Source organism: Kitasatospora sp. NPDC036993 (genome assembly GCF_055607525.1).
Window position 1 is genome coordinate 368647 of record NZ_JBVJRP010000003.1, and the last position, 24964, is coordinate 393610.

21 protein-coding genes and 1 pseudogene are annotated in these 24964 nt (G+C 73.0%); 2 read left to right on the forward strand and 20 right to left on the reverse strand.

The window, feature by feature from the left end; all coding sequences use genetic code 11:
- Window positions 1–425: 425 nt before the first annotated feature.
- The 4 genes from ACZ7C5_RS07895 to def all read right to left on the reverse strand — a co-directional run bounded on the left by ACZ7C5_RS07895 (window position 426) and on the right by def (window position 4167).
- The gene (locus ACZ7C5_RS07895) at window positions 426–644 is read right to left on the reverse strand and encodes a hypothetical protein (RefSeq protein ID WP_470322246.1); all 219 of its coding nucleotides are present in this window, start codon (window positions 642–644) and stop codon (window positions 426–428) included.
- Between the two features lie 397 nt (window positions 645–1041).
- The gene (locus tag ACZ7C5_RS07900) at window positions 1042–2475 is read right to left on the reverse strand and encodes an RsmB/NOP family class I SAM-dependent RNA methyltransferase (protein WP_401087412.1); all 1434 of its coding nucleotides are present in this window, start codon (window positions 2473–2475) and stop codon (window positions 1042–1044) included.
- A gap of 164 nt (window positions 2476–2639) precedes the next feature.
- Window positions 2640–3578 carry a methionyl-tRNA formyltransferase gene (fmt, locus tag ACZ7C5_RS07905; protein WP_401087414.1) on the reverse strand — a complete coding sequence of 313 codons (939 nt, stop codon included), beginning with the start codon at window positions 3576–3578 and terminating at the stop codon, window positions 2640–2642.
- A gap of 43 nt (window positions 3579–3621) precedes the next feature.
- Window positions 3622–4167: a peptide deformylase gene (def, locus tag ACZ7C5_RS07910; protein ID WP_401087416.1), complete on the reverse strand. Its 546-nt coding sequence runs from the start codon at window positions 4165–4167 to the stop codon at window positions 3622–3624.
- A 308-nt stretch (window positions 4168–4475) separates the two neighbouring features.
- Between def and ACZ7C5_RS07915 the strand changes: the two are divergent.
- Window positions 4476–4821, forward strand: a pseudogene (locus ACZ7C5_RS07915) (hypothetical protein); the annotation flags it as partial.
- Window positions 4822–5418: 597 nt separating this feature from the next.
- Here ACZ7C5_RS07915 and ACZ7C5_RS07920 read toward each other — a convergent pair.
- The 14 genes from ACZ7C5_RS07920 to pyrR form a co-directional block, all read right to left on the reverse strand.
- Window positions 5419–7500: a primosomal protein N' gene (locus ACZ7C5_RS07920; protein WP_470322247.1), complete on the reverse strand. Its 2082-nt coding sequence runs from the start codon at window positions 7498–7500 to the stop codon at window positions 5419–5421.
- 91 nt (window positions 7501–7591) lie between these two features.
- Window positions 7592–8815: a methionine adenosyltransferase gene (gene metK, locus ACZ7C5_RS07925; RefSeq protein WP_470322248.1), complete on the reverse strand. Its 1224-nt coding sequence runs from the start codon at window positions 8813–8815 to the stop codon at window positions 7592–7594.
- Between the two features lie 151 nt (window positions 8816–8966).
- Window positions 8967–10184, reverse strand: coding sequence for a bifunctional phosphopantothenoylcysteine decarboxylase/phosphopantothenate--cysteine ligase CoaBC (coaBC, locus tag ACZ7C5_RS07930; protein WP_401087738.1), 1218 nt, complete (start codon window positions 10182–10184; stop codon window positions 8967–8969).
- Window positions 10185–10336: 152 nt separating this feature from the next.
- Entirely contained in the window at window positions 10337–10606 is a 270-nt protein-coding gene (rpoZ, locus tag ACZ7C5_RS07935) for a DNA-directed RNA polymerase subunit omega (protein ID WP_188297240.1), read from the reverse strand.
- Window positions 10607–10643: 37 nt separating this feature from the next.
- Window positions 10644–11201, reverse strand: a complete 558-nt coding sequence (gene gmk, locus ACZ7C5_RS07940) for a guanylate kinase (protein ID WP_470322249.1) — start codon at window positions 11199–11201, stop codon at window positions 10644–10646.
- 49 nt (window positions 11202–11250) lie between these two features.
- On the reverse strand, window positions 11251–11577 hold the full coding sequence (gene mihF, locus ACZ7C5_RS07945; RefSeq protein ID WP_030056187.1) for an integration host factor, actinobacterial type: 327 nt from the start codon (window positions 11575–11577) through the stop codon (window positions 11251–11253).
- Between the two features lie 353 nt (window positions 11578–11930).
- Window positions 11931–12764, reverse strand: a complete 834-nt coding sequence (gene pyrF, locus ACZ7C5_RS07950; RefSeq protein ID WP_401087422.1) for an orotidine-5'-phosphate decarboxylase — start codon at window positions 12762–12764, stop codon at window positions 11931–11933.
- 41 nt (window positions 12765–12805) lie between these two features.
- The gene (locus ACZ7C5_RS07955; RefSeq protein ID WP_188297237.1) at window positions 12806–13909 is read right to left on the reverse strand and encodes a quinone-dependent dihydroorotate dehydrogenase; all 1104 of its coding nucleotides are present in this window, start codon (window positions 13907–13909) and stop codon (window positions 12806–12808) included.
- A 99-nt stretch (window positions 13910–14008) separates the two neighbouring features.
- A complete protein-coding gene (gene carB, locus ACZ7C5_RS07960) occupies window positions 14009–17317 on the reverse strand; it encodes a carbamoyl-phosphate synthase large subunit (RefSeq protein ID WP_470322250.1) in 3309 nt (1102 codons plus the stop codon).
- Entirely contained in the window at window positions 17310–18467 is a 1158-nt protein-coding gene (gene carA / locus ACZ7C5_RS07965; RefSeq protein WP_188297235.1) for a glutamine-hydrolyzing carbamoyl-phosphate synthase small subunit, read from the reverse strand. Before carA ends, carB begins: the two co-directional genes overlap by 8 nt.
- Window positions 18464–19069 (reverse strand): PH-like domain-containing protein, encoded by a 606-nt coding sequence (locus tag ACZ7C5_RS07970; RefSeq protein WP_401087428.1) that lies wholly within the window; start codon window positions 19067–19069, stop codon window positions 18464–18466. Before ACZ7C5_RS07970 ends, carA begins: the two co-directional genes overlap by 4 nt.
- Window positions 19069–20373, reverse strand: coding sequence for a dihydroorotase (locus ACZ7C5_RS07975; protein ID WP_401087430.1), 1305 nt, complete (start codon window positions 20371–20373; stop codon window positions 19069–19071). The genes ACZ7C5_RS07970 and ACZ7C5_RS07975 overlap by 1 nt, the downstream gene beginning before the upstream one ends.
- Entirely contained in the window at window positions 20370–21359 is a 990-nt protein-coding gene (locus ACZ7C5_RS07980; protein ID WP_470322251.1) for an aspartate carbamoyltransferase catalytic subunit, read from the reverse strand. The genes ACZ7C5_RS07975 and ACZ7C5_RS07980 overlap by 4 nt, the downstream gene beginning before the upstream one ends.
- A 5-nt stretch (window positions 21360–21364) precedes the next feature.
- On the reverse strand, window positions 21365–21988 hold the full coding sequence (gene pyrR, locus ACZ7C5_RS07985; RefSeq protein ID WP_188297231.1) for a bifunctional pyr operon transcriptional regulator/uracil phosphoribosyltransferase PyrR: 624 nt from the start codon (window positions 21986–21988) through the stop codon (window positions 21365–21367).
- A 329-nt stretch (window positions 21989–22317) separates the two neighbouring features.
- Between pyrR and bldD the strand changes: the two genes are divergently transcribed.
- Window positions 22318–22821: a transcriptional regulator BldD gene (bldD, locus tag ACZ7C5_RS07990; RefSeq protein WP_188297230.1), complete on the forward strand. Its 504-nt coding sequence runs from the start codon at window positions 22318–22320 to the stop codon at window positions 22819–22821.
- 137 nt (window positions 22822–22958) lie between these two features.
- Here the strand turns inward: bldD and ACZ7C5_RS07995 are convergent, their stop codons facing one another.
- Both ACZ7C5_RS07995 and ACZ7C5_RS08000 read right to left on the reverse strand, forming a co-directional pair.
- A complete protein-coding gene (locus ACZ7C5_RS07995) occupies window positions 22959–23876 on the reverse strand; it encodes a hypothetical protein (protein WP_401087435.1) in 918 nt (305 codons plus the stop codon).
- Between the two features lie 210 nt (window positions 23877–24086).
- Window positions 24087–24914, reverse strand: a complete 828-nt coding sequence (locus tag ACZ7C5_RS08000; protein WP_470322252.1) for a thioesterase family protein — start codon at window positions 24912–24914, stop codon at window positions 24087–24089.
- Window positions 24915–24964 lie beyond the last annotated feature (50 nt).

Sequence of the window (24964 nt, forward strand, 5' to 3'; positions counted from 1 at the left end):
ACCACGGCCGCCGCCTCCGGCTCCACCCCCGCCGCGACGGCCGGCCCGCCAACTCCCGGACGGCCACCGCCAGTCCGGGCCTCGGCAGTCCGGTGCCAGTCCGCACCGCCCCGGCCGACGCCTCCGCTGCCTCCACTGCCTCCGCCTCGGCGAGCCCGCGCAGCAGTTCCCGGCCCCCCGCTAGCTGCGCCAACTCCGCCCAGGCCGCCACCTGTTCGACCGACGGCTCCTCCGGCAGCCCCACTTCAACGAGCGCGCCACGGAGACGAACCGGCCGGCCCGCCCGGCGCCATCGAACACCCCTGCCAGGAACTCCCCGATCAGGGCCGCCGGACCGCCTCACCGGTGGTGCACGTCGCGTCGCCGTTCATGGCCCCCCGCTACCTCCCCCTACGGGAGGTGCGAGCCCCCGGATCCGCGACCCCTCACCCCCGAGGCCCGTCCCCGCGGTCCTCCTCCCGCCCGGACCGCCGCGGCATCCGCCAGGCGGCGAACAGGATGCCCGCCGCGCCGATGACCGCCTGGAGCGCCCCCGGACCGGCCAGCAGGCAGATCAGGGCACACACCACCACGATCGCCAGCAGGGCGACCAGGTCGAGCCTGCGGCCGTCCAGCCCCAGCCCTGCCCGAGAAGCCCTGGACACCCCGGAAGCCCGAGAAGTCCGGGGCACCCGGAGCACCCGCGGCTCCGGCACGCCCCCCGACCCGACGGCTTCGCCCCGCGATCGTCGAACGTCCGATGACACTCTTCGCCTCCCGGCATCGGGGAGGGCAGCCGTGGAGGATCGCACCCCGCACAACGAGAACAGCCGCATCGCGCCGCATGTCTTGTGAGGTCGCTTCCCCTGCTCCGCCGCTCGACGCGACGAAGCCTGCCCCCAAGATCATGCAGCCGAGCGGCTACACAGAAGCCATGGAACCCGACACCTGACCCGCCGTCAACCCCCGCCGCTGCCCGACAAATCAGCCCCCACCCTGCGAAGCGACCGACGCCTTCCCGGCCGGGGTGGCGGACCCCGGCCGGGAAGGCGCGTCAGCAGGTCAGGCGGTGCGCCGCAGCAGCGCCAGGTACATCGCGTCCGTCCCGTGCAGGTGCGGCCACAGCTGCACGTCCGGCCCGTCGCCGAGCGCCGGGACGCCGGGCAGCAGCGGGCGCGCGTCGATCCACTCGACCCGACCGCCCTCGCTCCGCATCACGTCGTCCACCACCGCCCGGGTCTCCGCGAGGTGCGGCGAGCAGGTCGCGTAGCCGACCACGCCACCGACCCGGGTGGCCTCGACCGCCGAGCGCAGCAGGTCCCGCTGGAGCGGGCCGAAGGCCGCGATGTCGGCAGGACGGCGCCGCCAGCGCGCCTCCGGGCGGCGCCGCAGCGCGCCGAGGCCGGAGCACGGCACGTCGACCAGGACCCGGTCGAAGCCGCCGGACCGCCAGGCCGGGCGCGTCCCGTCCGCCGCGATCACCGTGTACGGTCCTGGGTTGCCCGCCAGTGCCCGCGCCACCAGCCGGGCCCGGTGCGGCTGCTTCTCGCTCGCGACCAGCGCCGCGCCGCGCTCGGCGGCCAGCGCGGCGAGCAGTGCGGCCTTGCCGCCGGGGCCGGCGCAGCCGTCCAGCCAGAGCCGGTCCTGGCCCTCGACCGGCGCCGCGGCCAGCGCCAGCGCGACCAGCTGGCTGCCCTCGTCCTGCACGCCCGCCCGGTTCTCCTGCACCGCCGCCACCGAGCCAGGGTCGCCGCCCTCGGCGAGCCGCAGCGCGAACGGGGACCAGCGCCCCGGCTCGGCCTCCGGCAGCGCCTCGGCCAGCTCGCCGACGGTGGCCCGGCCGGGCCGGGCGACCAGGGTGACCTCGGGGCGCTCGTTGTCGGCCCGCAGCAGCTCCTCCAGCGCGGCGCGCCCGGAGGCGTCCGGCTGCCAGCGGCCGAGGGAGTCCCAGAGCGCGGAGACCACCCAGCGCGGGTGCGAGTGCACGACGGCCAGGTGGTCCTCGGCGTCCTGGTCGTACGGCGGGGCGACCTGCTCGATCCAGGCGTCCAGGTCGCGGGCGCTGATCCGGCGCAGCACGGCGTTGACGAACTTCGCCTTGCCGTCGCCGAGCACCACCCGGGCCAGCTCGACGGTCGCCGAGACGGCCGCGTGACTGGGGATGCGGGTGGTGAGCAGCTGGTGGGCGCCGAGCGAGAGCACGTCCAGTACCGGCGGGTCCACCTTGCCGAGCGGCCGGTCGATGCAGGCGGCGATGATCGCGTCGTAGGTGCCCTGCAGGCGCAGGGTGCCGTAGACCAGTTCGGTGGCGAGGGCGGCGTCGCGCCGGTCCATGCCCTTCTGCTCGGCCTCCCTGAGCAGCGAGGGCAGGATCAGGTTGGCGTACGCGTCGCGCTCGTCGACGGCGCGCAGCGCGCGGAACGCGACGATCCGGGCCGGGTCCTTCTTCGGGCGGCGGTGCGGGCGGGGGGCGCGCTTGGCGCTGGGGGTGGTCACAGGTGCCTCAAGGTGCTGCGGTGGTTATCAACGAACCCGGACGAGCTCGGACGAACTCGAACGGACTGGAACAAACTCAAACGAGAACAGACGAATGCGGACGGGCGGAACACGGACGGTCCGATCGAACGATCTCAGACGAACAGTAACGCCAAACCCGGAGCTCAGCCCCCGAGCCGCTCCCCCGCCTCCAGCCGCGCGCCCCGGGCCCAGTCGGCGGCCCGCATCTCCTTCTTGCCCTGCGGACGCACCTCGCCCAGCTCGACGTCGTGGCTGCCGGTGCCGACCCGGACGCTGTTCTTGCCTGCCATCGCGACCTCGCCCGGCGCCAGCTCGGCGGAGTCCGTCAGCAGCCTGACCGGCCCGGTGACCTTCAGCCGCTCGCCCCGGAACTCCGTCCAGGCGCCGGGCGCCGGGGCGCAGCCGCGCACCACGCGGTCGATCCGCAGCGCGGGGTGGTTCCAGTCGATCCGCGCGTCCTCGACGGAGATCTTCGGTGCCAGGGTGACGCCCTCGGCCGGCTGCGGCACGGCGTGCAGGGAGCCGTCCTCGATGCCGTCCATGGTGGCGGCGAGCAGCCGCGCACCGGAGACCGACAGCCGGGTGAGCAGCTCGCCGCTGGTGTCGGCCGGGCGGATCTCCTCGGTGATCACGCCGTAGACCGGGCCGGAGTCCAGGCCCTGCTCGATCAGGAAGGTGGACGCGCCGGTGACCTCGTCGCCGGCCAGCACCGCGTGCTGGACGGGCGCCGCGCCGCGCCAGGCGGGCAGCAGCGAGAAGTGCAGGTTGACCCAGCCGTGCTTGGGAATCTCCAGGGTGCCGGGGCGCAGCAGCGCGCCGTAGGCGACCACCGGGCAGCAGTCGGGAGCGAGTTCGGTGAGCCGGGCGACGAAGTCCGGGTCGCTGGGCTTCGCCGGCTTGAGGACCTCGATCCCGGCCTCCTCGGCGCGCTGGGCGACGGGGCTGGCGACCAGCTTGCGCCCGCGCCCGGCCGGGGCGTCGGGGCGGGTGACCACGGCGACGACCTCGTGCCGGTCCGAGGCGAGCAGGGCGTCCAGGGCGGGAACGGCGACCTCGGGGGTGCCGGCGAAGACGAGACGCATCAAGTACCTTTCTGCAAACAGAAGTTCAGGAAACCAGCGGGCTTCAGCGGGCGGACCCGAAGGTGCTGTGCGGCGAGACCTTGACCACCGGGGCCCGCCCGCCGTCCCAGTCCGCCTCCCGGATCGCCCTGAGCGCGGCCTTGCGCTGCTCGCGGTCGAGCCGGTCGATGAAGATGATGCCGTCCAGGTGGTCGGTCTCGTGCTGGATGCACCTGGCGAGCAGCTGCGTGCCCTCCAGCGTCACCGGATCGCCGTACATGGTGAAGCCCTTGGCCACCACGCCGTACGCGCGCCTGGTGTCGTAGCGCAGGCCGGGCAGCGACAGACAGCCCTCGGGGCCGTCCTGCTCCTCCTCGCTCAGCGACAGGTCCGGGTTGATCAGATGCCCGGTGACGCCGTCCACGTGGTACGTGAACACCCTCAGCGAGACGCCGAGTTGGGGCGCGGCGAGGCCGGCTCCCGGGGCGTCCAGCATGGTCTCGGTGAGGTCGGCGACCAGCTTGCGCAGTTCCTTGTCGAAGGTGGTCACCGGCTTGGCGGTGGCCCGCAGGACGGGGTCTCCGAAGAGACGGATCGGCTGGATCGCCACGGGGTGCGGGCTCCTGTCCGTTGGGGCGCGGGCTGCGGTCGGCTACTGGTTCACCCGCCAGTCTATGCAACCCGCCCGGACGTCCCGCGCCCCTCGTCCCGGCCCCTCCCCTTCCTCTCCCGGCCCCTCCCCCACCCCGCCGGAACCCCCTTCCCTGGCCCTGATCGGCCTCCGCCACACCCCGACTGTGCCGAGCCGCGTTACCCCGGCCCCCGATTCGGCGTTGTCAAGAGAGATTGACCGGGGCCGGGCACACGGGACACCGAGTCCCGGCCGAGCTGAACCGTACGGAAGGTGGCACGTAGGCCATGGCCGAGCAGATCAACCACGACGCCCGGGCGAGGGCGAGCCTGCACCTGCTGGTGCGGGACATCGAGCGGGTGAGGCGGCAGGTCGACGCGCTGCGGACGCTCACCGCTCAACTGGGCAACGTCTACCGTCCGCGCCGACCGAGCACCTCGGCCGGCTTCGTGGTGTACGGGCGGGCGCCGGCGCCGACCGTGCGCCTGGCGCAGGAACTGCGGGAGAGCGTGGAGACCCTGGTGGCGGCGGCGGTCGAGTTCGACCGGGCGCTGGGCTTCTCCTGGGACTCGGTGGGCTCCGCCCTCGGGGTCACCAAGCAGGCCGTACACCGGCGTTACGGCATGCGCCGCCCGACCAGCGAACTCCTCGCCGCGAGCGGCGGCGTTCCCGGCCAGGGCCGCCCGGACCGCTCCGAGGAGCTGCCCGCCGTCGGCACCGAGCGCACCGGTCTGGCCACGACCGTCCCGGCGGCCCGCCAGGGCGGCCTGGACCGCGCCAGCCTGGAGCGGGGCAGCCTCGACCGAACCGGCCTGGAGCGCGGCGGTCTGGACCGCACCTCGCTCGACCGCACCCCCATCGACCGCACCGCACTGGACCGCGGCCCGATGGACCACATGCCCGTCGACCGCACCCCCATGGACCACATCCCCATGGACCGCGGCCCGATGGACCACATCCCCATCGACCGCACCCCCGTCGACCGCGCACCGACCGACCGCGGCACCCCCGTCGACCGCTCCCAGGCGGACCGACCCGGCATCCCGCTGCGCGGCTGACCGAGCCCCGCAACCGGGCCCTCCGGGGCGGGGTGGCCCACTCACCCCGCCCCACCCGCTCACCCGGACACCCCGGCGCCCCGGCGCCCCGCCAGGCCCCACCCGCTCACCGCCCCGCCGACTCACCACTCCACCAGGCCCTGTCGCCGCCCCCCGGGCAGAAGCAGACCCCTCAGCCGATGTCCATCGGATCCACCCGCACCCGCACCGGCTCCGCCGTCCGCAGCGCGATCCGCGCGATCTGCGCCGCCTTGAGCGCCGCCGCCAGCGCGTTCCCCTGCCCGGGCGCCACCCGCACCAGCGCCCGCTCCTGCTCCTCCCCCCGCAGCGCCGGCACCGGCACCGGCCCGAGCACGTCCGCCCCCTCCGGCAGCCGGATCAGGTTCAGCAGGTCCGCGACCGCCGACGGGCTCCCGCTCACCGCGGCCATCCGCGACACCGGCGGGAAGTGCAGCTGTGCCCGCTCGTCCCGCTCCAGCCCGGCGTGCCCCAGCGGGTCCCAGCGCACCAGCGCCTGCACCGGACGGGCCGAGGGCTCGGCGACCACGACCACCGTCCCGCCCTCCGTGGAGGGCCGCACCAGCGCGGCCGCCGCGAGCCAGAGCCGCAGCGCCTCCTCGCCCGCCCGCAGGTCGGGCCGGCTGAGCAGCGCCCAGCCGTCCAGCAGCAGCGCGGCCCCGTACCCGCCGCCGCCCTCCACCACCGGCTCGGCGCCCGGCGTGGAGATCACCAGCGAGGGCTCGTCCGGCACGGTGGTCAGCACCGCCTCCCGGCCCGAGGTCCGCACCGGGATGCGCGGGAACGCCTTGCCCAGCTCCTCCGCGGTCCGCCGGGCCCCGACCACCTGGGCCCGCAGCCGGAAGGATCCGCACTCGGGGCAGTGCCAGTCGTTCTCCTGTTCCCCGCACCAGCCGCAGACCAGGGCGTCCGCCGAGGGCGCCTCCAGCGGCCCCTCGCAGCGCCGGCAGCGGGCGGGCGTGCGGCAGCGCCCGCAGGCCAGCCTGGGCACGTAGCCGCGCCTGGGCACCTGGATGAGCACCGGGTGCCCGGCGGCCAGCGCCTCCCTGGCGGCCTCCCAGCCCACCGAGGGCAGCCGGGCGGCCTGTGCGGCGGCGTCCCGGTGCTGGTCCTGGTCGGTGACGGTCCGCACCCTGGGCGCGACCTGCCGCACCGTCTCCCGGTCGGCGACCAGCGGGCGCGCCCAGCCGGTGCTGACCAGCTGCGCGCCCTCCACCGTCACCGCGTGCCCGCCGAGCAGCACCGCCGCGCCCTCGTCCGCGGCGCGCAGCAGCGCCACCTCCCGCACGTGCGGGTGCGGGGCGCGCGGGTCGCTGTGGCTGCCGTCCCCGTCCGACCAGACCACGACCAGGCCGAGGTCCCGGACCGGGGCGAACATGGTGGCCCTGGTCCCGATCACGGCGCGCACCGAGCCCCGGCTCACCGCGAGCCAGCGCTTGTAGCGCTCGCGCGGGCCGAGGTCGGCCTCCAGCGCCACGTGCATCCCGGGGCCGAGCAGTTCGGTCAGCGCCTGGTCGACCCGGGCCACCGAGCGCCCCTCGGGGAGCACGACCATCGCCCCGCGCCCGCTCGCCAGCGCCGCCGCCACCGCCCGCGCGATCTCGTACGGCCAGCCGGGCCCCGGCAGCGCCGGCCAGACCGCGCGCGGCGAGCCGCCGCCGGCCAGTGCGGCGAGGAAGTCCGGCCCGGCCGGGTAGCGCTGCCAGCCGCCGGGCGCGGGCGCGGCGGGGGCCGGCAGCGGCGGCGGCGAGGGCTCGGCCTCGGCCTTGGCGTGCCGGGGCGGGACGGCCAGCTGGAGCACGTCGGCCAGCGTCCCGGCGTACCGGTCGGCGACGGTGCGGCACAGCCGCAGCAGTTGCGGGGTGAGCACCGGCTCGGGCGAGAGCACCTGGGCCAGCGGGGCGAGCGGGCCGGCGAAGTCGCTCTTCTCCAGCCGGGCGACGATGAACCCGTCGTGCAGTTCCCCGCCCTCGCGCTGGCCCTTCACCACCCGCGCCCCGAACCGCACCCGCACCCGGACCCCCGGCTGGGCCTCCTCGGCCATGCCGGCCGGCACCGCGTAGTCGAAGAACTTGTCGATGGTGAGCACGCCCTTGTCCACCACGACCCGGGCCACCGGCAGGTGCTCGGCCGGCTTGGCCCCGTGCCAGGTGCGCGGCTTGGCCCGCTTGACCGTCTCCCGGATGAACGCCAGCTGCTCCGGCTCGCCGGCCCCGTTCTCCCCTGTGCTGCTCATCGTCACCAACTACTACCAGGTCACACCGACAATGCACGAAGCGGCGCCCGCCCCCGGACGGGGACGGGCGCCGCTCCTCGCGCTGCGGACGTCAGTCCTGCACGGCGGCCTTCAGCTGCTCCACCCGGTCGGTGCGCTCCCAGGTGAAGTCCGGCAGCTCACGGCCGAAGTGGCCGTAGGCGGCGGTCTGGGAGTAGATCGGGCGCAGCAGGTCCAGGTCGCGGATGATCGCGGCCGGACGCAGGTCGAAGACCTCGGAGACGGCGTTCTGGATGGAGAGGACCGGCACCGTCTCGGTGCCGAAGGTCTCCACGAACAGGCCGACCGGCTCGGCCTTGCCGATCGCGTACGCGACCTGCACCTCGGCGCGGCGGGCGAGGCCGGCGGCGACGATGTTCTTCGCCACCCAGCGCATCGCGTACGCGGCCGAGCGGTCCACCTTGGACGGGTCCTTGCCGGAGAAGGCGCCGCCGCCGTGGCGGGCCATACCGCCGTAGGTGTCGATGATGATCTTGCGGCCGGTGAGGCCGGCGTCGCCCATCGGGCCGCCGATCTCGAAGCGGCCGGTCGGGTTGACCAGCAGGCGGTAGCCCTCGGTGGTGAGCTTGATGCCCTGCTCGGCCAGCGCCTTCAGCTCCGGCTCGACCACGAACTCGCGGATGTCCGGGGTGAGCAGCGACTCCAGGTCGATGTCGCTGGCGTGCTGGGTGGAGACGACCACGGTGTCGAGGCGGACGGCCTTGTCGCCGTCGTACTCGATGGTGACCTGGGTCTTGCCGTCGGGGCGCAGGTAGGGGATGGTCCCGTTCTTGCGCACCTCGGTCAGCCGCCGGGAGAGGCGGTGCGCCAGGGTGATCGGCAGCGGCATGAGCTCGGGCGTCTCGTCGGACGCGTAGCCGAACATCAGGCCCTGGTCGCCGGCGCCCTGCTTGTCCAGGTCGTCGCCGTCGTCCCTCTGGGTGGCGCCTTCGACCCGTGCCTCGTACGCGGTGTCGACGCCCTGCGCGATGTCGGGCGACTGGGCACCGATGGACACCGAGACGCCGCAGGAGGCGCCGTCGAAGCCCTTCTTGGAGCTGTCGTAGCCGATCTCCAGGATCTTGTCCCGGACGAGCTGGGCGATCGGCGCGTACGCCTTGGTGGTCACCTCGCCGGCCACGTGCACCTGGCCGGTGGTGATGAGCGTCTCCACGGCGACCCGGGAAGTCGGGTCCTCCCGCAGGAGAGCGTCAAGGATGGTGTCGCTGATCTGGTCAGCGATCTTGTCGGGGTGTCCCTCGGTCACGGACTCCGAGGTGAACAGGCGGCGAGACACAGCGCTCCCTGGGGTTGCAGCGGCTGCTGACTGAAGCTCCCCGGGCGGGCCGGGGATCTCCGGAAAGACTTGATTCCAGGAGTCTAACGGTCTGGTTCCGTCGAACGTCACCCGCTTCAGGAATTCTCGCCCGCCACGCGACCGGTTCCGATCACATCGCGACCGATTCCAGCCGCTTCGCGACCAGGTCCCAGACCACGTCCGCGAGCGCCTCCTTCGGACCCACCGGAACGGCCGTCTCACTGCCGTCCGAGCCCAGTACCACGGCCTCGTTGACGTCCCGGCCGAAGGCCTTGCCGTTGCCCACCTCGTTCACGACGAGCAGGTCACAACCCTTGCGGACGAGCTTGGCCCGGCCGTTGGCGAGCACGTCGTCGGTCTCCGCCGCGAAGCCCACCACGAGTTGACCCGAACGGGCCCGGTGGGCCGCCAGCTCGGCCAGGATGTCGGGGTTGCGGACCAGGGCGACGGGCGCCGGCTCGGTCCCCTCGACCTTCTTGATCTTGCCGGTCGCGTACTCCGCGGGCCGGAAGTCCGCCACCGCCGCGGCCATCACCACGGCGTCCGCGTCCCGGACGGCCTCCAGCGCGGCCTCGCGCAGCTCCAGCGCGGTCGAGACGTGCACCACGTCCACCCCGGCCGGGTCCGGCAGCTCGGCATTGGCCGAGAGCAGCGTCACCCTGGCCCCGCGCGCCGCGGCCGTCACGGCGAGCGCGTAGCCCTGCTTGCCGGAGGACCGGTTGCCCAGGTAGCGCACCGGGTCCAGCGGCTCCCGGGTGCCGCCGGCCGAGACCACCACGTGCCGGCCCGCGAGGTCGGTCGGCACCGCCCCGCCGCGGCGCAGCACGGCCCGGCAGGCGTCGAAGACCGCGGACGGCTCGGGCAGCCGCCCCTTGCCGGTGTCCTTGCCGGTGAGCCGCCCGACGGCCGGCTCCAGCACGATCACGCCGCGGCGGCGCAGCGTGGCGACGTTGTCCCTGGTGGCCGGGTGCTCCCACATCTCGGTGTGCATGGCGGGCGCGACCACGACCGGACAGCGGGCGGTGAGCAGGGTGTTGGTCAGCAGGTCGTCGGCGAGGCCGTGGGCGGCCTTGGCGATCAGGTCGGCGGTGGCCGGGGCGACCACCACCAGGTCGGCCTGCTGCCCGATCCGCACGTGCGGCACCTCGTGCACGCGCTCCCAGGTCTCGGTGGCGGCCGGGCGCCCGGAGAGCGCCGCCCAGGTCGCCTCGCCGACGAAGTGCAGCGCGGCCGCGGTCGGCACCACGGTCACCTGGTGGCCGGACTCGGTGAAGCGGCGCAGCAGCTCGCACGCCTTGTACGCGGCGATTCCGCCGCTCACGCCGAGGACCACGCGGGGGGCGTCCACAGTCACGTACCGACCTTTCTCCCGATCCGGAACCCGCTCACCCTACGACCCCCGGGACGGCACCCGCACGGCGCCCCACCCGCGAGCGGGAACGCCGGAGGGCCCGGCGGAAACGATTCCGCCGGGCCCTCCGGGAAAGGTGCGGGGCTGCCTCAGGCGGCGCCCTCGACCGCCTCGGCGGTCAGCATGCCGGCGTTGATCTCGCGCAGCGCGATCGACAGCGGCTTCTCGTGCACATGGGTGTCGACCAGCGGGCCGACGTACTCCAGCAGGCCCTCGCCCAGCTGGGAGTAGTACGCGTTGATCTGGCGCGCGCGCTTGGCGGCGTAGATCACGAGGCTGTACTTGGAGTCGGTGGCCTCGAGCAGCTCGTCGATCGGCGGGTTGATGATGCCCTCGGGCGCGGTCATGGAAGAGGACACGCTAAAACCTTCCGAAAGGGTGGAAAAGACAGACAGGTCAGGCTACACCGAGCAAGGCTAGCAGTTCGGCCGCTACCTGCTCGACGGAGGTGTTGACAAGGGTCGTGTCGAACTCCGGCTCGGCGGCGAGCTCGATCTTGGCCGCCGCCAGCCGCTTCTCGATCACGTCCTGCGACTCGGTGCCCCGGCCGGTCAGCCGGCGGACCAGCTCGTCCCAGCTCGGCGGAGCCAGGAAGACCAGCTGCGCCTCGGGCATCGACTCGCGCACCTGCCGGGCGCCCTGGAGGTCGATCTCCAGCAGCACCGGCTCGCCGCGCTCCAGCTTCTCCAGCACGGCCGCACGCGGGGTCCCGTAGCGGTTCCCGGCGAACTCGGCCCACTCCAGCAGTTCGCCGTTGGCGACCAGCTTGTCGAACTCGTCGTTGTCGACGAAGTGGTACTGGACCCCGTGCTTCTCGCCGGGCCTCGGGCGGCGGGTCGTCGCCGACACCGAGAGCCAGACCTCGGGGTACATCTTCCTCATATGAGCGACGACCGTGCTCTTGCCGACCCCCGAAGGGCCGGAGAGCACGGTCAGCCGCGGACGCTCACTCATGCACCGATTATCCCGGATCGCGGGGGATCCTGGGACCACGGGGGCACGGTCAGGCGGCGCCACCGCCGAACTCCCGCTCCAGGGAAGCGATCTGGTTCGTTCCGAGGCCGCGGACACGCCGGCTCTCGCTGATGCCGAGGCGCTCCATGATCTGCTTGGCCCGGACCTTGCCGACGCCCGGAAGGGACTCCAGCAGAGCCGAGACCTTCATCTTGCCGATGACGTCGTTGTCGGCCTTGCCGGCCTTGATCACCTCGTGCAGGGAGGCGCCGGAGTGCTTGAGCCGGTTCTTCACCTCGGCGCGCTCCCGGCGAGCCTCGGCGGCCTTGGCGAGCGCGGCGGTGCGCTGTTCAGGGGTAAGGGGCGGAAGAGCCACGCCGTTCACCTCAGGGTGTGGATGGATGGGATTGAGCTATGACTGGTTCGGTACCGAGGACACCGTCCGCAAGGGGAACCACAAGGCCCTGACCTGCGGGAGCCACGAAAATCGCGCCTCGCCGATGACCTATCGCCGGACACTACCCGGATTGCGGCTCCGCGTCAGGAAAAGAACACGAAAAGTCCTGGTCAGCCAAGGCCGACCAGGACTTTCCAGGGCAAAATGACCGCGATTGCGAAACTTTGACGGGTCCGATGTGACGGCGCTCACGTCAACTCCCGGGCGCCGCCGCCGTCCTGCGGACACTGCGCACGGTCACGGCGCGGCTACCTCGCCGGCCGGCCCGACGGCTACCCGACGGCGTCCGCGAACTCCCCGGCGAAGCGCTCCGCCGCCTCCCGCAGGGCCGTCACCGAGGGGCCGTGCCTGAGCACGTCGCGGCTCACGCTCGGCACCACGTTGATCACCGCGCCGCCGAACACCCGCGGCAGGTCCGCCATGGTCGCGCCCTGGGCGCCGATCCCGGGGGCCAGCAGCGGGCCGTTGATGGCCAGCTCCACGCCCGCGTCGGCCAGCGTCGCGCCGACCACCGCGCCGAAGGAGCCGAGCGGCGCGGCGCCCTCGTTCTCCGCCGCCAGCTGCCGCAGCACCGAGGCCGCGACCGGCTCGCCGTCCGCGCCCACCGCGCGCTGCACCTCGGCGCCCTCCGGGTTGGAGGTGAGCGCCAGCGCGAAGACGCCGCAGCCCTGCTCCCTGGCCAGGTCCAGGGCCGGGCGCAGCGAGCCGAAGCCCAGGTACGGGCTGACCGTCACGGCGTCCGAGAACAGCGGGCTGCCCGGCGACAGGAAGGCCTCGGCGTAGGCGGCCATGGTGGAGCCGATGTCGCCGCGCTTGGCGTCCATCAGGACCAGCGCGCCGGCCGCCCTGGCCTCCTCGACGGTCTTCTCCAGCACGGCGACGCCCTTGCTGCCGAAGCGCTCGAAGAAGGCGGCCTGCGGCTTGAGCACGGCCACCCGGTCGGCCAGCGCCTCGACCACGGTGCGGCTGAAGGTCTCCAGCCCGGCGAGGTCGTCGCCGAGGCCCCAGGAGGCGAGCAGGGAGGCGTGCGGGTCGATGCCGACGCAGAGCTGGCCGCGGGTGTCGAGGGCCTTGCGCAGCCGGGCGCCGAACGGGGCGAGGGTCATGTCGTCTCTTTCCTGGGGTGGCCTGGGGTGGTGGAAGGGGTTCAGGAGCTGCGCACGGCGCTGCCGACGGCCTCGGCCAGGCTGCGGAAGCCGCCCTCGCGGACCTTGGCGGACAGGCCCTTGTGGATCCGCCGGCACCAGAACGGGCCCTCGTAGATGAAGGCGCTGTAGCCCTGGACCAGGTCGGCGCCGTGGACGATCCGCTGCCAGGCGTCCTCGGCGGTCTCGATGCCGCCGACCGAGACCAGGGTCAGCCGGCCCTCGGTGCGGGCGCGCAGCCGCTGGAGCACCTCCAGGGCGCGGGCCTTGAGCGGGGCGCCGGACAGGCCGCCCATGCCGATCTCCTCGACCCGCCCGGCGTCGGTGCGCAGGCCCTCGCGGCCGATCGTGGTGTTGGTGGCGATGATGCCGTCCAGGCCCAGCTCCAGGGCGAGGTCGGCGACCGCGTCGACGTCCTCGTCGGCCAGGTCGGGGGCGATCTTGACCAGCAGCGGCACGTGGTGCGCGGTGGTCCGGTCGGCGGCCTCGCGGACGGCGGAGAGCAGCGGCCGCAGGTGGTCCACGGCCTGGAGGTTGCGCAGCCCGGGGGTGTTCGGCGAGCTGACGTTGACCACCAGGTAGTCGGCGTACTGGGCCAGCCGCTCGGTGGACTTCACGTAGTCGGCGACCGCGTCGGCCTCCTCGACCACCTTGGTCTTGCCGATGTTGACGCCGAGCACCGGGGTGGAGCTGGTGTGCGGGCGGGCGGCCAGCCGGGCGGCGACCCGGGCCGAGCCCTGGTTGTTGAAGCCCATCCGGTTGATCAGCGCGCGGTCCTCGACCAGGCGGAACAGCCGGGGCTCCGGGTTGCCGGGCTGGGGCTCGCCGGTGACGGTGCCGATCTCGACGTAGTCGAAGCCGAGCATCGACAGGCCGTCGATGCCGACGCCGTTCTTGTCGAAGCCGGCCGCCAGGCCGAACGGGCCCGGCAGGTCGAGGCCGAGGGCGCCGGTGCGCAGGGCCCGGTCGCGCGGGGCGAGCACCAGCCGCACCAGGGTGCGCAGGCCGGGCACCGAGGAGGCCAGGCGGATCCAGAAGAAGGCCAGGTGGTGGGCCTTCTCCGGGTCCATCTTCTTGAAGACGAGATCGAAGAGGAACTTGTACAAGGGTGGTTCAACTCCCGCGGCGCGGACCGTACGTGGCATGGAAGTGGGCATGGATATGGGGGGCACCCAAAGGCTCCGGTGCCCCCCACTGCGGTGGTGCTACTTGCGGCCGGCGTTGATCAGCTCGGCGTGCTCCTGGAGCGACATCACCCCGACCTCTTCGCGCAGCAGCCGGTCGATGCCCTGCACGGCCGCGCCCATCGCCTGGACGGTGGTCAGGCAGGGCACCGCGCGGGCCACGGCCGCGGTGCGGATCTCGTAGCCGTCGAGGCGGCCGCCGGTGCCGTACGGCGTGTTGATGATGAGGTCGACCTCACCGTCGTGGATCAGCTGGACGATGGTCCGCTCGCCGTTCGGGCCCTCGCCCTCGCTGTGCTTGCGCACCAGCGTGGACGGGATGCCGCCGCGCTGGAGCACCTCGGCGGTGCCGGCGGTGGCGAGCAGCTCGAAGCCGAGGCCGGCCAGCGCGCGGGCCGGGAAGACCAGGTTGCGCTTGTCCCGGTTGGCCACCGAGACGAAGACCTTGCCCTTGGTCGGCAGCGCGCCGTAGGCACCGGTCTGGGCCTTGGCGTAGGCCGTGCCGAAGACCTTGTCGATGCCCATGACCTCGCCGGTCGAGCGCATCTCCGGGCCGAGCACGGTGTCCACCCCGCGGCCGTGGATGTCGCGGAAGCGGCTCCACGGCATCACGGCCTCCTTGACCGCGATCGGCGCGTCGGCGGGCAGCGTGCCGCCGTCGCCCTCGGCCGGGAGCAGGCCCTCGGCGCGCAGCTCGGCGATGGTGGCGCCGAGCGAGACCCGGGCGGCGGCCTTGGCCAGCGGCACGGCGGTCGCCTTGGAGGTGAACGGGACGGTCCGGGAGGCGCGCGGGTTGGCCTCCAGGACGTACAGGATGTCGCCGGAGAGGGCGAACTGGATGTTGATCAGGCCGCGGACGCCGACGCCGCGCGCGATGGCCTCGGTGGAGGTGCGCAGGCGCTTGATGTCGTGGCCGCCGAGGGTGATCGGGGGCAGCGCGCAGGCGGAGTCGCCGGAGTGGATGCCGGCCTCCTCGATGTGCTCCATGACGCCGCCGAGGTACAGCTCGGTGCCGTCGTAGAGCGCGTCGACGTCGATCTCCACCGCGTCGTCCAGGAAGCGGTCGATGAGCACCGGGTGCTCGGAGATCAGACCGGCGTGGCGCTCCAGGTACGAGGCGAGCGAGGCCTCGTCGTAGACGATCTCCATGCCGCGGCCGCCGAGCACGTAGGACGGGCGGGCGAGGACCGGGTAGCCGATCTCGTCGGCGATCGCCTTGGCCTCCTCGAAGGAGAAGGCGGTGCCGTGCTTGGGCGCGGGCAGGCCGGCGTCGCGCAGCACGCGGCCGAAGGCGCCGCGCTCCTCGGCGAGGTCGATCGCCTCGGGCTGGGTGCCGACGATCGGCACGCCGTTGTCCTTGAGCGCCTGGGCCAGGCCCAGCGGGGTCTGGCCGCCGAGCTGGACGATCACACCGGCGAGCGGGCCGGCCTGCTGCTCGGCGTGGACGATCTCCAGCACGTCCTCCAGGGTGAGCGGCTCGAAGTAGAGCCGGTCGGAGGTGTCGTAGTCGGTGGAGACGGTCTCCGGGTTGCAGTTGACCATGACGGTCTCGTACCCGGCGTCGGCGAGCGCGAAGGAGGCGTGCACGCAGGAGTAGTCGAACTCGATGCCCTGGCCGATGCGGTTCGGACCCGAGCCCAGGATGATCACCGCGGGCTTGGTGCGCGGGGCGACCTCGTTCTCCTCGTCGTAGGACGAGTAGAAGTACGGGGTCTTGGCGGCGAACTCGGCGGCGCAGGTGTCGACGGTCTTGAACACCGGGCGGATGCCGAGGGCGTGGCGCACCTCGCGGACGACGTCCGGCTTCAGGCCGCGGATCTCGCCGATCTGCTGGTCGGAGAAGCCGTGCCGCTTGGCGTGGCGCAGCAGCCCGGGGGTGAGCTCGGCGGCCTCGGCCAGCTCGCCGGCGATCTCGTCGAGCAGGAAGAGCTGGTCGACGAACCACGGGTCGATCCTGGTGGCCTCGAACACCTCCTCCGGGGTGGCGCCGGCCCGGACGGCCTCCATCACGGTGTTGATCCGGCCGTCGGTCGGGACGGCCGCCTTCTCCAGCAGCTCGGCCTTGCCGCCCACCGGGCCGGTCCAGGAGAACTGGGAGCCCTTCTTCTCCAGCGAGCGCAGCGCCTTCTGGAGCGCCTCGGGGAAGTTGCGGCCGAGGGCCATCGCCTCGCCGACCGACTTCATGGTGGTGGTCAGCGTCGCGTCGGCGCTCGGGAACTTCTCGAACGCGAACCGCGGCACCTTGACCACGACGTAGTCGAGGGCCGGCTCGAAGGAGGCCGGGGTCTCCTCGGTGATGTCGTTCGGGATCTCGTCCAGGGTGTAGCCGACGGCCAGCTTGGCGGCGATCTTGGCGATCGGGAAGCCGGTGGCCTTGGAGGCGAGCGCCGAGGAGCGGGAGACGCGCGGGTTCATCTCGATGACGATGATCCGGCCGTCGTCGGGGTTGACGGCGAACTGGATGTTGCAGCCGCCGGTGTCGACGCCGACCTCGCGGATGACGGCGATGCCGACGTCGCGCAGGATCTGGTACTCGCGGTCGGTGAGGGTCATCGCCGGGGCGACGGTGATCGAGTCACCGGTGTGCACGCCCATCGGGTCGAAGTTCTCGATGGAGCAGACGACCACGACGTTGTCGTTCTTGTCGCGCATCAGCTCCAGCTCGTACTCCTTCCAGCCGAGGATGGACTCCTCCAGGAGCACCTCGGTGGTCGGCGAGAGGGTCAGGCCCTGGCCGGCGATGCGGCGCAGGTCCTCCTCGTTGTGGGCGAAGCCGGAGCCGGCGCCGCCCATGGTGAAGGAGGGGCGGACGACGACCGGGTAGCCGCCGAGCGTGTCGACGCCGGCCAGCACCTCGTCCATGGTGTGGCAGATGACCGAGCGGGCGGACTCGCCGTGGCCGATCTTGGCGTTGACGGCCTCGACGACGCCCTTGAAGAGCTCGCGGTCCTCGCCCTTGTTGATCGCCTCGACGTCGGCGCCGATCAGCTCGACGCCGTACTTCTCCAGCGTGCCCGCCGCGTGCAGCGAGATCGCGGTGTTGAGCGCGGTCTGGCCGCCCAGGGTCGGCAGCAGCGCGTCGGGGCGCTCCTTGGCGATGATCTTCTCGACGAACTCCGGGGTGATCGGCTCGACGTAGGTGGCGTCGGCGATCTCCGGGTCGGTCATGATCGTGGCCGGGTTGGAGTTGACCAGGACGACCCGCAGGCCCTCGGCCCTGAGAACCCGGCAGGCCTGCGTACCCGAGTAGTCGAACTCGGCGGCCTGGCCGATCACGATCGGGCCGGAGCCGATCACCAGGACGGACTTGATGTCAGTGCGCTTAGGCACGCTGGCCCTCCAGGAGCTTCACGAAGCGGTCGAACAGGTAGGCGGCGTCGTGCGGACCGGCGGCCGCTTCGGGGTGGTACTGCACGCTGAACGCGGGGACGTCGAGCGCCTGGAGGCCCTCGACCACGTCGTCGTTGAGGCAGACGTGGGAGACCTCGACCCGCCCGAAGGGGGTGTCGCTCACCTTGTCCAGCGGGGCGTTCACGGCGAAGCCGTGGTTGTGGGCGGTCACCTCGACCTTGCCGGTGGTGCGGTCCTGCACCGGCTGGTTGATGCCGCGGTGGCCGTACTTGAGCTTGTAGGTGCCGAAGCCCAGTGCGCGGCCGAGGATCTGGTTGCCGAAGCAGATCCCGAAGAACGGGGTCCCGCGCTCCAGCACGCCCTGCGCGACGGCGACCTGGTGGTCGGCGGTGGCCGGGTCGCCCGGGCCGTTGGAGAAGAAGACGCCGTCCGGGTTCACCGCGTAGACGTCCTCCAGCGTCGAGTCGGCCGGCAGCACGTGCACCTCGATGCCGCGCTCGGCCATCCGCTGCGGGGTCATCGCCTTGATGCCGAGGTCCAGCGCGGCGACGGTGAAGCGCTTCTCACCGATCGCGGGCACCACGTACGGCTCGGTGGTGGCGACCTCGGCGCACAGGTCGGCGCCCTTCATCTCGGGCGACTGCTGCACCCGGGCGAGCAGGGCGGCCTGGTCGGCCAGCGCCTCGCCGGAGAAGATGCCGCAGCGCATCGCGCCGCGCTCGCGCAGGTGGCGGGTCAGCGCGCGGGTGTCGATGCCGCTGATGCCGACGACGCCCTGGGCGACCAGTTCCTCGTCGAGCGAGCGGCGGGAGCGCCAGTTGGAGGCGACCCGGGCGGGGTCGCGCACCACGTAGCCGGCGACCCAGATCCGCTTGGACTCGTCGTCCTCGTCGTTCCAGCCGGTGTTGCCGATCTGCGGGGCGGTCATGACGACCACCTGGCGGTGGTACGACGGGTCGGTGAGGGTCTCCTGGTAGCCGGACATGCCGGTGTTGAAGACCGCCTCGCCGAAGGTCTCGCCGGTGGCGCCGTAAGCCTCGCCGCGGAACGTCCGGCCGTCCTCCAGGACGAGCACGGCAGGCGTACGCTCCCGCCTTTGGCGCTGCGTGGTGGGGGCAGGTGCGGTCATTTGGCGGCCTCTTCCGTCTTCTTCGTCTTCGTACGTGTGGCGAGCTGCGTGATCGCCTCGACCCAGGCGGCGTGCTCGTCGGGGTGGTCGGCCCGGAAGCCGGAGTCCAGCTCGGTGTCCGGCTCGGTGTCCACGGCGGCCTCCCCGGCCGGGGCCTGGGCAAGGGTCCAGGTGACGACGAGCAGCCCGGAGGGGACGACCTTGCCGGCGATCCCGGAGTCCGTTCGGGCACCGGTCAGCCGGTCGGCCGGGATCCAGAAGTCGACGGCGCCGGGGCGCTGCACCAGCAGGCCGTCCTCGCCGAGGGTGAGGTCGGCGCGGCTGCGGGTGCCGAGGCCGTGCGCGACGACCCGGTCGAGCCAGTTCCCCGCGGTGGTCGTGCCGTGGTACCGCCCGCTGGTCTCCAGGATCGTGCGCCCGGCCCTGGCCGGCACCGCGGGCAGCGGCGGGATGCCGGACTGCAGGGTGCGCCGCCAGTTCCAGCCCTGGCGCATCAGCCAGTAGACGAGGCCGATCAGGATCAGCAGGCCGACGGACCAGCCGATGTAGCCGGGCCAGTTGGTGACCTTCGCCTGTTCCTGGGCGAGTGCGGCGTGGTCCATCACCGCGTGCCGTCCTGCTCGACCGGCTCGCCGGCCAGCACGGTGGCCCGGCCGCGCAGGAAGGTGGCGTGCACCCGCCCGGGCAGGTCCAGGCCCTTGTAGGGGGTGTTGCGGCTGCGGGTGGCGAAGCTGTCCGGGTTCACGGCACCACGGTACGCGGGGTCGAACAGCACGAGGTTGGCGGGCTCACCCACCGAGACCGGCCGGCCGTGCCCGGCGAGCCGGCCGATCCGGGCCGGGCGGTGCGACATCCGGTCCGCGACGCCCTCCCAGTTCAGCAGGCCGGTGTCGACCATGGTCTGCTGCACGACCGACAGCGCGGTCTCCAGGCCGACCATGCCCATCGCGGCCACGGCCCACTCGCAGTCCTTGTCCTCGGCCGGGTGCGGCGCGTGGTCGGTGGCGACGGCGTCGATGGTGCCGTCGGCCAGCGCCTCGCGCAGCGCCTGGACGTCCTCGGCGGTGCGCAGCGGCGGGTTCACCTTGTACACCGGGTCGTAGCTGCGGACCAGCTCGTCGGTGAGCAGCAGGTGGTGCGGGGTCACCTCGGCGGTGACGTCCCAGCCCTTGGACTTGGCCCAGCGGATGATCTCGACCGAGCCGGCCGTGGAGACGTGGCAGACGTGCAGCCGGGAGCCGACGTGCGCGGCGAGCAGCACGTCGCGGGCGATGATCGACTCCTCGGCGACGGCCGGCCAGCCGCCGAGCCCGAGCTCGCCGGAGACCTGGCCCTCGTTCATCTGGGCGCCCTCGGTCAGCCGCGGCTCCTGGGCGTGCTGGGCGACGACGCCGTCGAAGGCCTTGACGTACTCCAGGGCGCGGCGCATCAGCACCGCGTCGTCCACGCACTTGCCGTCGTCGGAGAAGACCCGGACGCCCGCGGCGGACTCGTGCATCGCGCCGAGCTCGGCGAGCTTCTTGCCGCCCAGGCCGACGGTGACGGCGCCGACCGGCTGCACGTCGCAGTAGCCGGCCTCCTGGCCGAGCCGCCAGACCTGCTCGACCACGCCGGCCGTGTCCGCCACCGGAGTGGTGTTGGCCATCGCGTGCACGGCGGTGAAGCCGCCCATCGCGGCGGCCCGGGTGCCGGTGAACACCGTCTCGGCGTCCTCGCGGCCGGGCTCGCGCAGGTGGGTGTGGAGGTCGACCAGGCCGGGCAGGACGACCAGCCCGGTGGCGTCGATGTCGATGTCCGCCTCGACCGCCAGGCCGGTGCCGATCTCCTTGATCACGCCGTCGGCGAGGTGGAGGTCCTGCGGGGCTCCGCCCAGGATCTTGGCGTTGCGGATCAGGTAGCTGGTCACTTGACGGTCTCCACGGAGTCGGTACGGGGGGCGTCGGTGGACGCGTCGGCGAAGACGGCGCCGCCGAGCAGCAGGTAGAGGACGGCCATCCGGACGGACACGCCGTTGGCGACCTGCTCGATCGCGGTGCAGCGCGGCGAGTCGGCGACCTCGGCGGTGATCTCCATGCCGCGGACCATCGGGCCGGGGTGCATCACGATCGCCCGGTCAGGCAGCTGGGCCATCCGGCGGCCGTTCATGCCGTAGCGGCGGCTGTACTCGCGCTCGGTCGGGAAGAACGCGGCGTTCATCCGCTCGCGCTGCACCCGCAGCATCATCAGCGCGTCCGTCTTGGGCAGCACGCTGTCCAGGTCGTAGCTGATCTCGCAGGGCCAGTTCTCGATGCCGATCGGCAGCAGCGTCGGCGGGGCGACGAAGGTGACCTGGGCGCCGAGGGTGTTCAGCAGGTGGACGTTGGAGCGGGCGACCCGGCTGTGCAGCACGTCGCCGACGAGGGTCACCCGGCGGCCCGCCAGGTCGTTGCCGCCGCCCGGGTTGAGGTGGCGGCGCATGGTGAAGGCGTCGAGCAGCGCCTGGGTGGGGTGCTCGTGGGTGCCGTCACCGGCGTTGATCACGCTGCCGTGCAGCCAGTCGGACTGGGCCAGCCGGGCCGGGGCACCGGAGGCGTGGTGGCGGATGACCACCGCGTCGGCGCCCATCGCCTGGAGGGTCAGCGCGGTGTCCTTGAGGCTCTCGCCCTTGGAGACCGAGGAGCCCTTGGCGGAGAAGTTGATGACGTCGGCCGAGAGTCGCTTCTCGGCGACCTCGAAGGAGGTCTTCGTCCGGGTGGAGTCCTCGAAGAAGAGGTTGACGACGGTGCGGCCGCGCAGCGTGGGCAGCTTCTTGACGGCCCGGCCGGAGAGCTGGGCCAGCTCCTCGGCGGTGTCCAGGATCAGCAGCGCGTCGTCGCGGCTGAGATCGGCGGCGGAGACGAGGTGGCGCTTCACGCGGGTTACTCCGGGAGGTGCGGTTCGGTGGGCCTGGAGGCCAGGGCCTGGGAGCTGCGGGCGGCGTGGTCGCGGTCGCCGACCAGGACGGCGTCCACGCCGTCGCTGTCGGACAGGCGCACCTGCACGGCCTCGCGCAGCGAGGTGGGGAGGTTCTTGCCCACGTAGTCGGCGCGGATCGGCAGCTCGCGGTGGCCGCGGTCGACCAGGACGGCGAGCTGGACGGCGCGCGGGCGCCCGATGTCGTTCAGCGCGTCGAGCGCGGCCCGGATGGTGCGGCCGGAGAAGAGCACGTCGTCGACCAGGACGACGAGCTTGCCGTCGATGCCGCCGGGCGGGATCTCGGTGTGCTCCAGGGCGCGGGCGGGCTTCAGCCGCAGGTCGTCCCGGTACATGGTGATGTCCAGGGTGCCCAGCGGGATCTCGCGCCCGGTGATCTGGGCCAGCCGGGCGTGCAGCCGGCGGGCGAGGTGGACGCCCCTGGTGTGGATGCCGAGCAGCACGACGTCCTCCGCGCCCTTGGCGCGCTCGACGATCTCGTGCGCTATCCGGGTGATGACCCGGGCGATGTCCGTGCCGTCCAGCACCTGGTGGGGCGGCCGGGGCGTCGGTTCGTGGTTGGTGGTCATGCCGAAGCGGACCTCCTTCCCCGCCTCACCGGACGGGTCTTAAAGGATGTCTGGGATGGCCCCCGCCGACCGGGCGCGGGCTTCGGTCATCCTAGCAGCGCACTGGATCGCAAACGGACGGCCACCATTCCGCTTCCCTGGGTTAACACCCCGGACGCGCCGACGATGCGGGCCATTCGCACGACTGCCCCATTCGGCTTGACGCAACTACCTTACTCTACGTAACCTCACAGTGAGTTACGAGACGGACGTCGGACCCACCGGTAACGGCGTCGACAATCGCCCGTGACCCACCACTGAACGCGAAACAATCTCGTCCGGGGAGATCAATGTCCAGCGACTACGCGAAGCAACTCGGAGGCAAGCTCCGAGCGATCCGCACCCAGCAGGGTCTCTCCCTGCACGGTGTCGAGGAGAAGTCCCAGGGGCGCTGGAAGGCAGTCGTCGTCGGCTCGTACGAGCGCGGCGACCGTGCGGTCACCGTGCAGCGACTGGCCGAGCTGGCCGAGTTCTACGGCGTCCCGGTCCAGGAGCTGCTGCCCGGCGGCACCCCCGGCGGCGCGGCAGAGCCGCCGCCGCGCCTGGTGCTCGACCTGGAGAGACTGACCCAGGTCCCTTCCGAGAAGGCCGGCCCGCTCCAGCGCTACGCGGCGACCATCCAGAGCCAGCGCGGTGACTACAACGGCAAGGTGCTGTCGATCCGTCAGGACGACCTGCGCACCCTGGCGGTCATCTACGACCAGTCGCCGTCGATCCTCACCGAGCAGCTCATCTCGTGGGGCGTACTGAACCCCGACGCGCGCCGCGCGGTGCGCGAGGAAGACGTGAGCTGAGCCTCGCCGCACCGGCTCCCGCCAGCGGATCCAGGCACGGCCCAGCACGTTTTTCACCTGTGCTGGCAAGCAGAAACGTCACGGCGCGGCTCCCCAGAGCGGGGGCCGCGCCGCGGTGCGTGGCACGGCCGGAGGCGTCAGCAGACCGTGTCCAGGCTGTAGCCGGGCTGCGCCGACACCCCGTCCAGCCGGACCTGCCGGTCCGCGGGCGCCCAGTCCTGCCCGCCGCTCGACCAGGCCCAGGAGGCCGGCAGGTACTCCCCGCAGGAGGCGGCCGAGCCCTGCGAGCCGTGCAGCACCGCGACGCCCGGCAGCTCCAGGGCCAGCCCGGCGCAGAGCACCGCGCAGACCAGCTCCAGGTCCTCGTCGTTGATCCGGACCACGCCGTCCTCCCACTGGAGCACCCGCGCCGCCGCGTTCAGCTGCCCGCCGGGTGCGTCCACCCGCAGGCGCAGCTCGTACACGCCGGCGCCCGCGCCGACCAGCATCCGCCGGAACACCTCGCCCCCGCGCCGGTAGGCGGCGCGCACCCAGGCGGTGTGCTCCTCGTCGGGCGCGGCCGCGCCCCCGTACAGGCCCCCGTCGAGCAGCAGGTCGGTGTGGCAGAGCGTCAGCCCGTTCTCCCGGGCGCGCACCAGGCGCGGCACGAAGTCCCCGGCCAGCTCCTCGCCCTGATAGGCGAGCAGCTGGGTCTGGAGGGCCGGGTTGACCAGGTAGCGGTCCCGCGCGGCGGGCTCGGCCGGGTCCAGCCCGTGCAGCACGCAGAACTCCTCGAAGTCCTGCGGGTGGAACATCCGGGCCCGGACGGTGTCGAACCGCTCCAGCGCCTCGGCCAGCAGGTCGGCGGTGTCGGCCAGGTAGCGCTCGTGGTCGGGGGCGTCGGAGATCCCCCAGGCGCGGGCCCGGGCGAAGTCCGCGGCGTTGGCGAGCACCCCGATGACGAACGCCTGCTCGGCGCCCCCGGCCCGCTGCGGCCCGTGCGGCGCGCGCACCGCGGGCCGCGAACCGCCGGCGGTGCAGTCGGAGTTGCGGCGGGCGCGACCCTTCTGGCTCATGCGCCCACCTCGCTGCGCTCGGCAGAGGCATTCGCCCAGACGCACCTATCGACTGTTCGCTCGCTGCGCTCGCTCACGAGTGGCTCCTGGCTTCAGGGGTGGACGGTCCGCGGCGGTCATGCCGCTGACCGTCTTCCTCCCCATCCGCGCGCGCCGCACACGTACGGCGTGTCACAGGAATGTAACCACCGGTAATGCGGGGGCCGCGGGTCAGGCCGACCGGGGCACCCGGGCCAGCTGGCGGGACTGCGCGACCAGGCGGCCGGACTCGTCCCAGACCTCGGCGTCCTCCTCGAAGTAGCCGCCGGCCAGGTTGCGGGTGGCGTGGGTGACCCGCAGCCAGCCGGGTACCGGCCTGGCGCGCAGGTGGACGGTCAGCTCGACGGTGGGGGCCCAGCCGGGCATGCCCAGGTCGAAGGTGACCGGCGGCAGCGCGTCGGCGACCAGCAGGAGCAGCAGCGGGTCGGGGTCGCGGCCGTCGGCGAGCCGGAACCAGCCCTGGATCCGCCCCTGGCCGGAGGGCTGCCCGAGCGCCCAGCCGACGGTGGCCGGGTCCAGCCGCAGGTCGAACCGCTCCAGCAGGGCGGCCTGGGCGATCAGCTCCCTGGGCGCGTGCTCGACGCCGATGCACTGGTCGGGCGGCGGCAGCCGCGGCGGCTGCGCGCTGGTGCGCACCTCACCGTCGGCGGCGGCGAGGTCGCCGTGGCTGGCCACCACCCGCAGCCGCTCGACGCCGTCCTGGCCGAGTGAGGCGGTACCGGTGGACAGGCCGCGGCCGGAGCGCAGCACCTCGGTGCGGACGGTGGCGGGTCCCGGGGTGGACGCGGACAGGTAGTAACCGCTGATCGACACCGGGTCCGGGTGGGTGCCGTGCTCCAGCGACAGCGCGTGTGCGGCCACCGCGAGCAGCAGTCCGCCGTTCACCCCGCCGCCGATCTGCCAGCCGGCGCCGAGCTCGGCCTCGTAGCGGCCGGCCTCCTCGGGGTGCCTGGTCAGGGCGATGCCCTGGTCGAACTCGCTGCGGATCGCCGTGGTCATGGGGAGAGACCTGCCCTTCACGCGTGCTGACGGACATCAAGTTACCGATG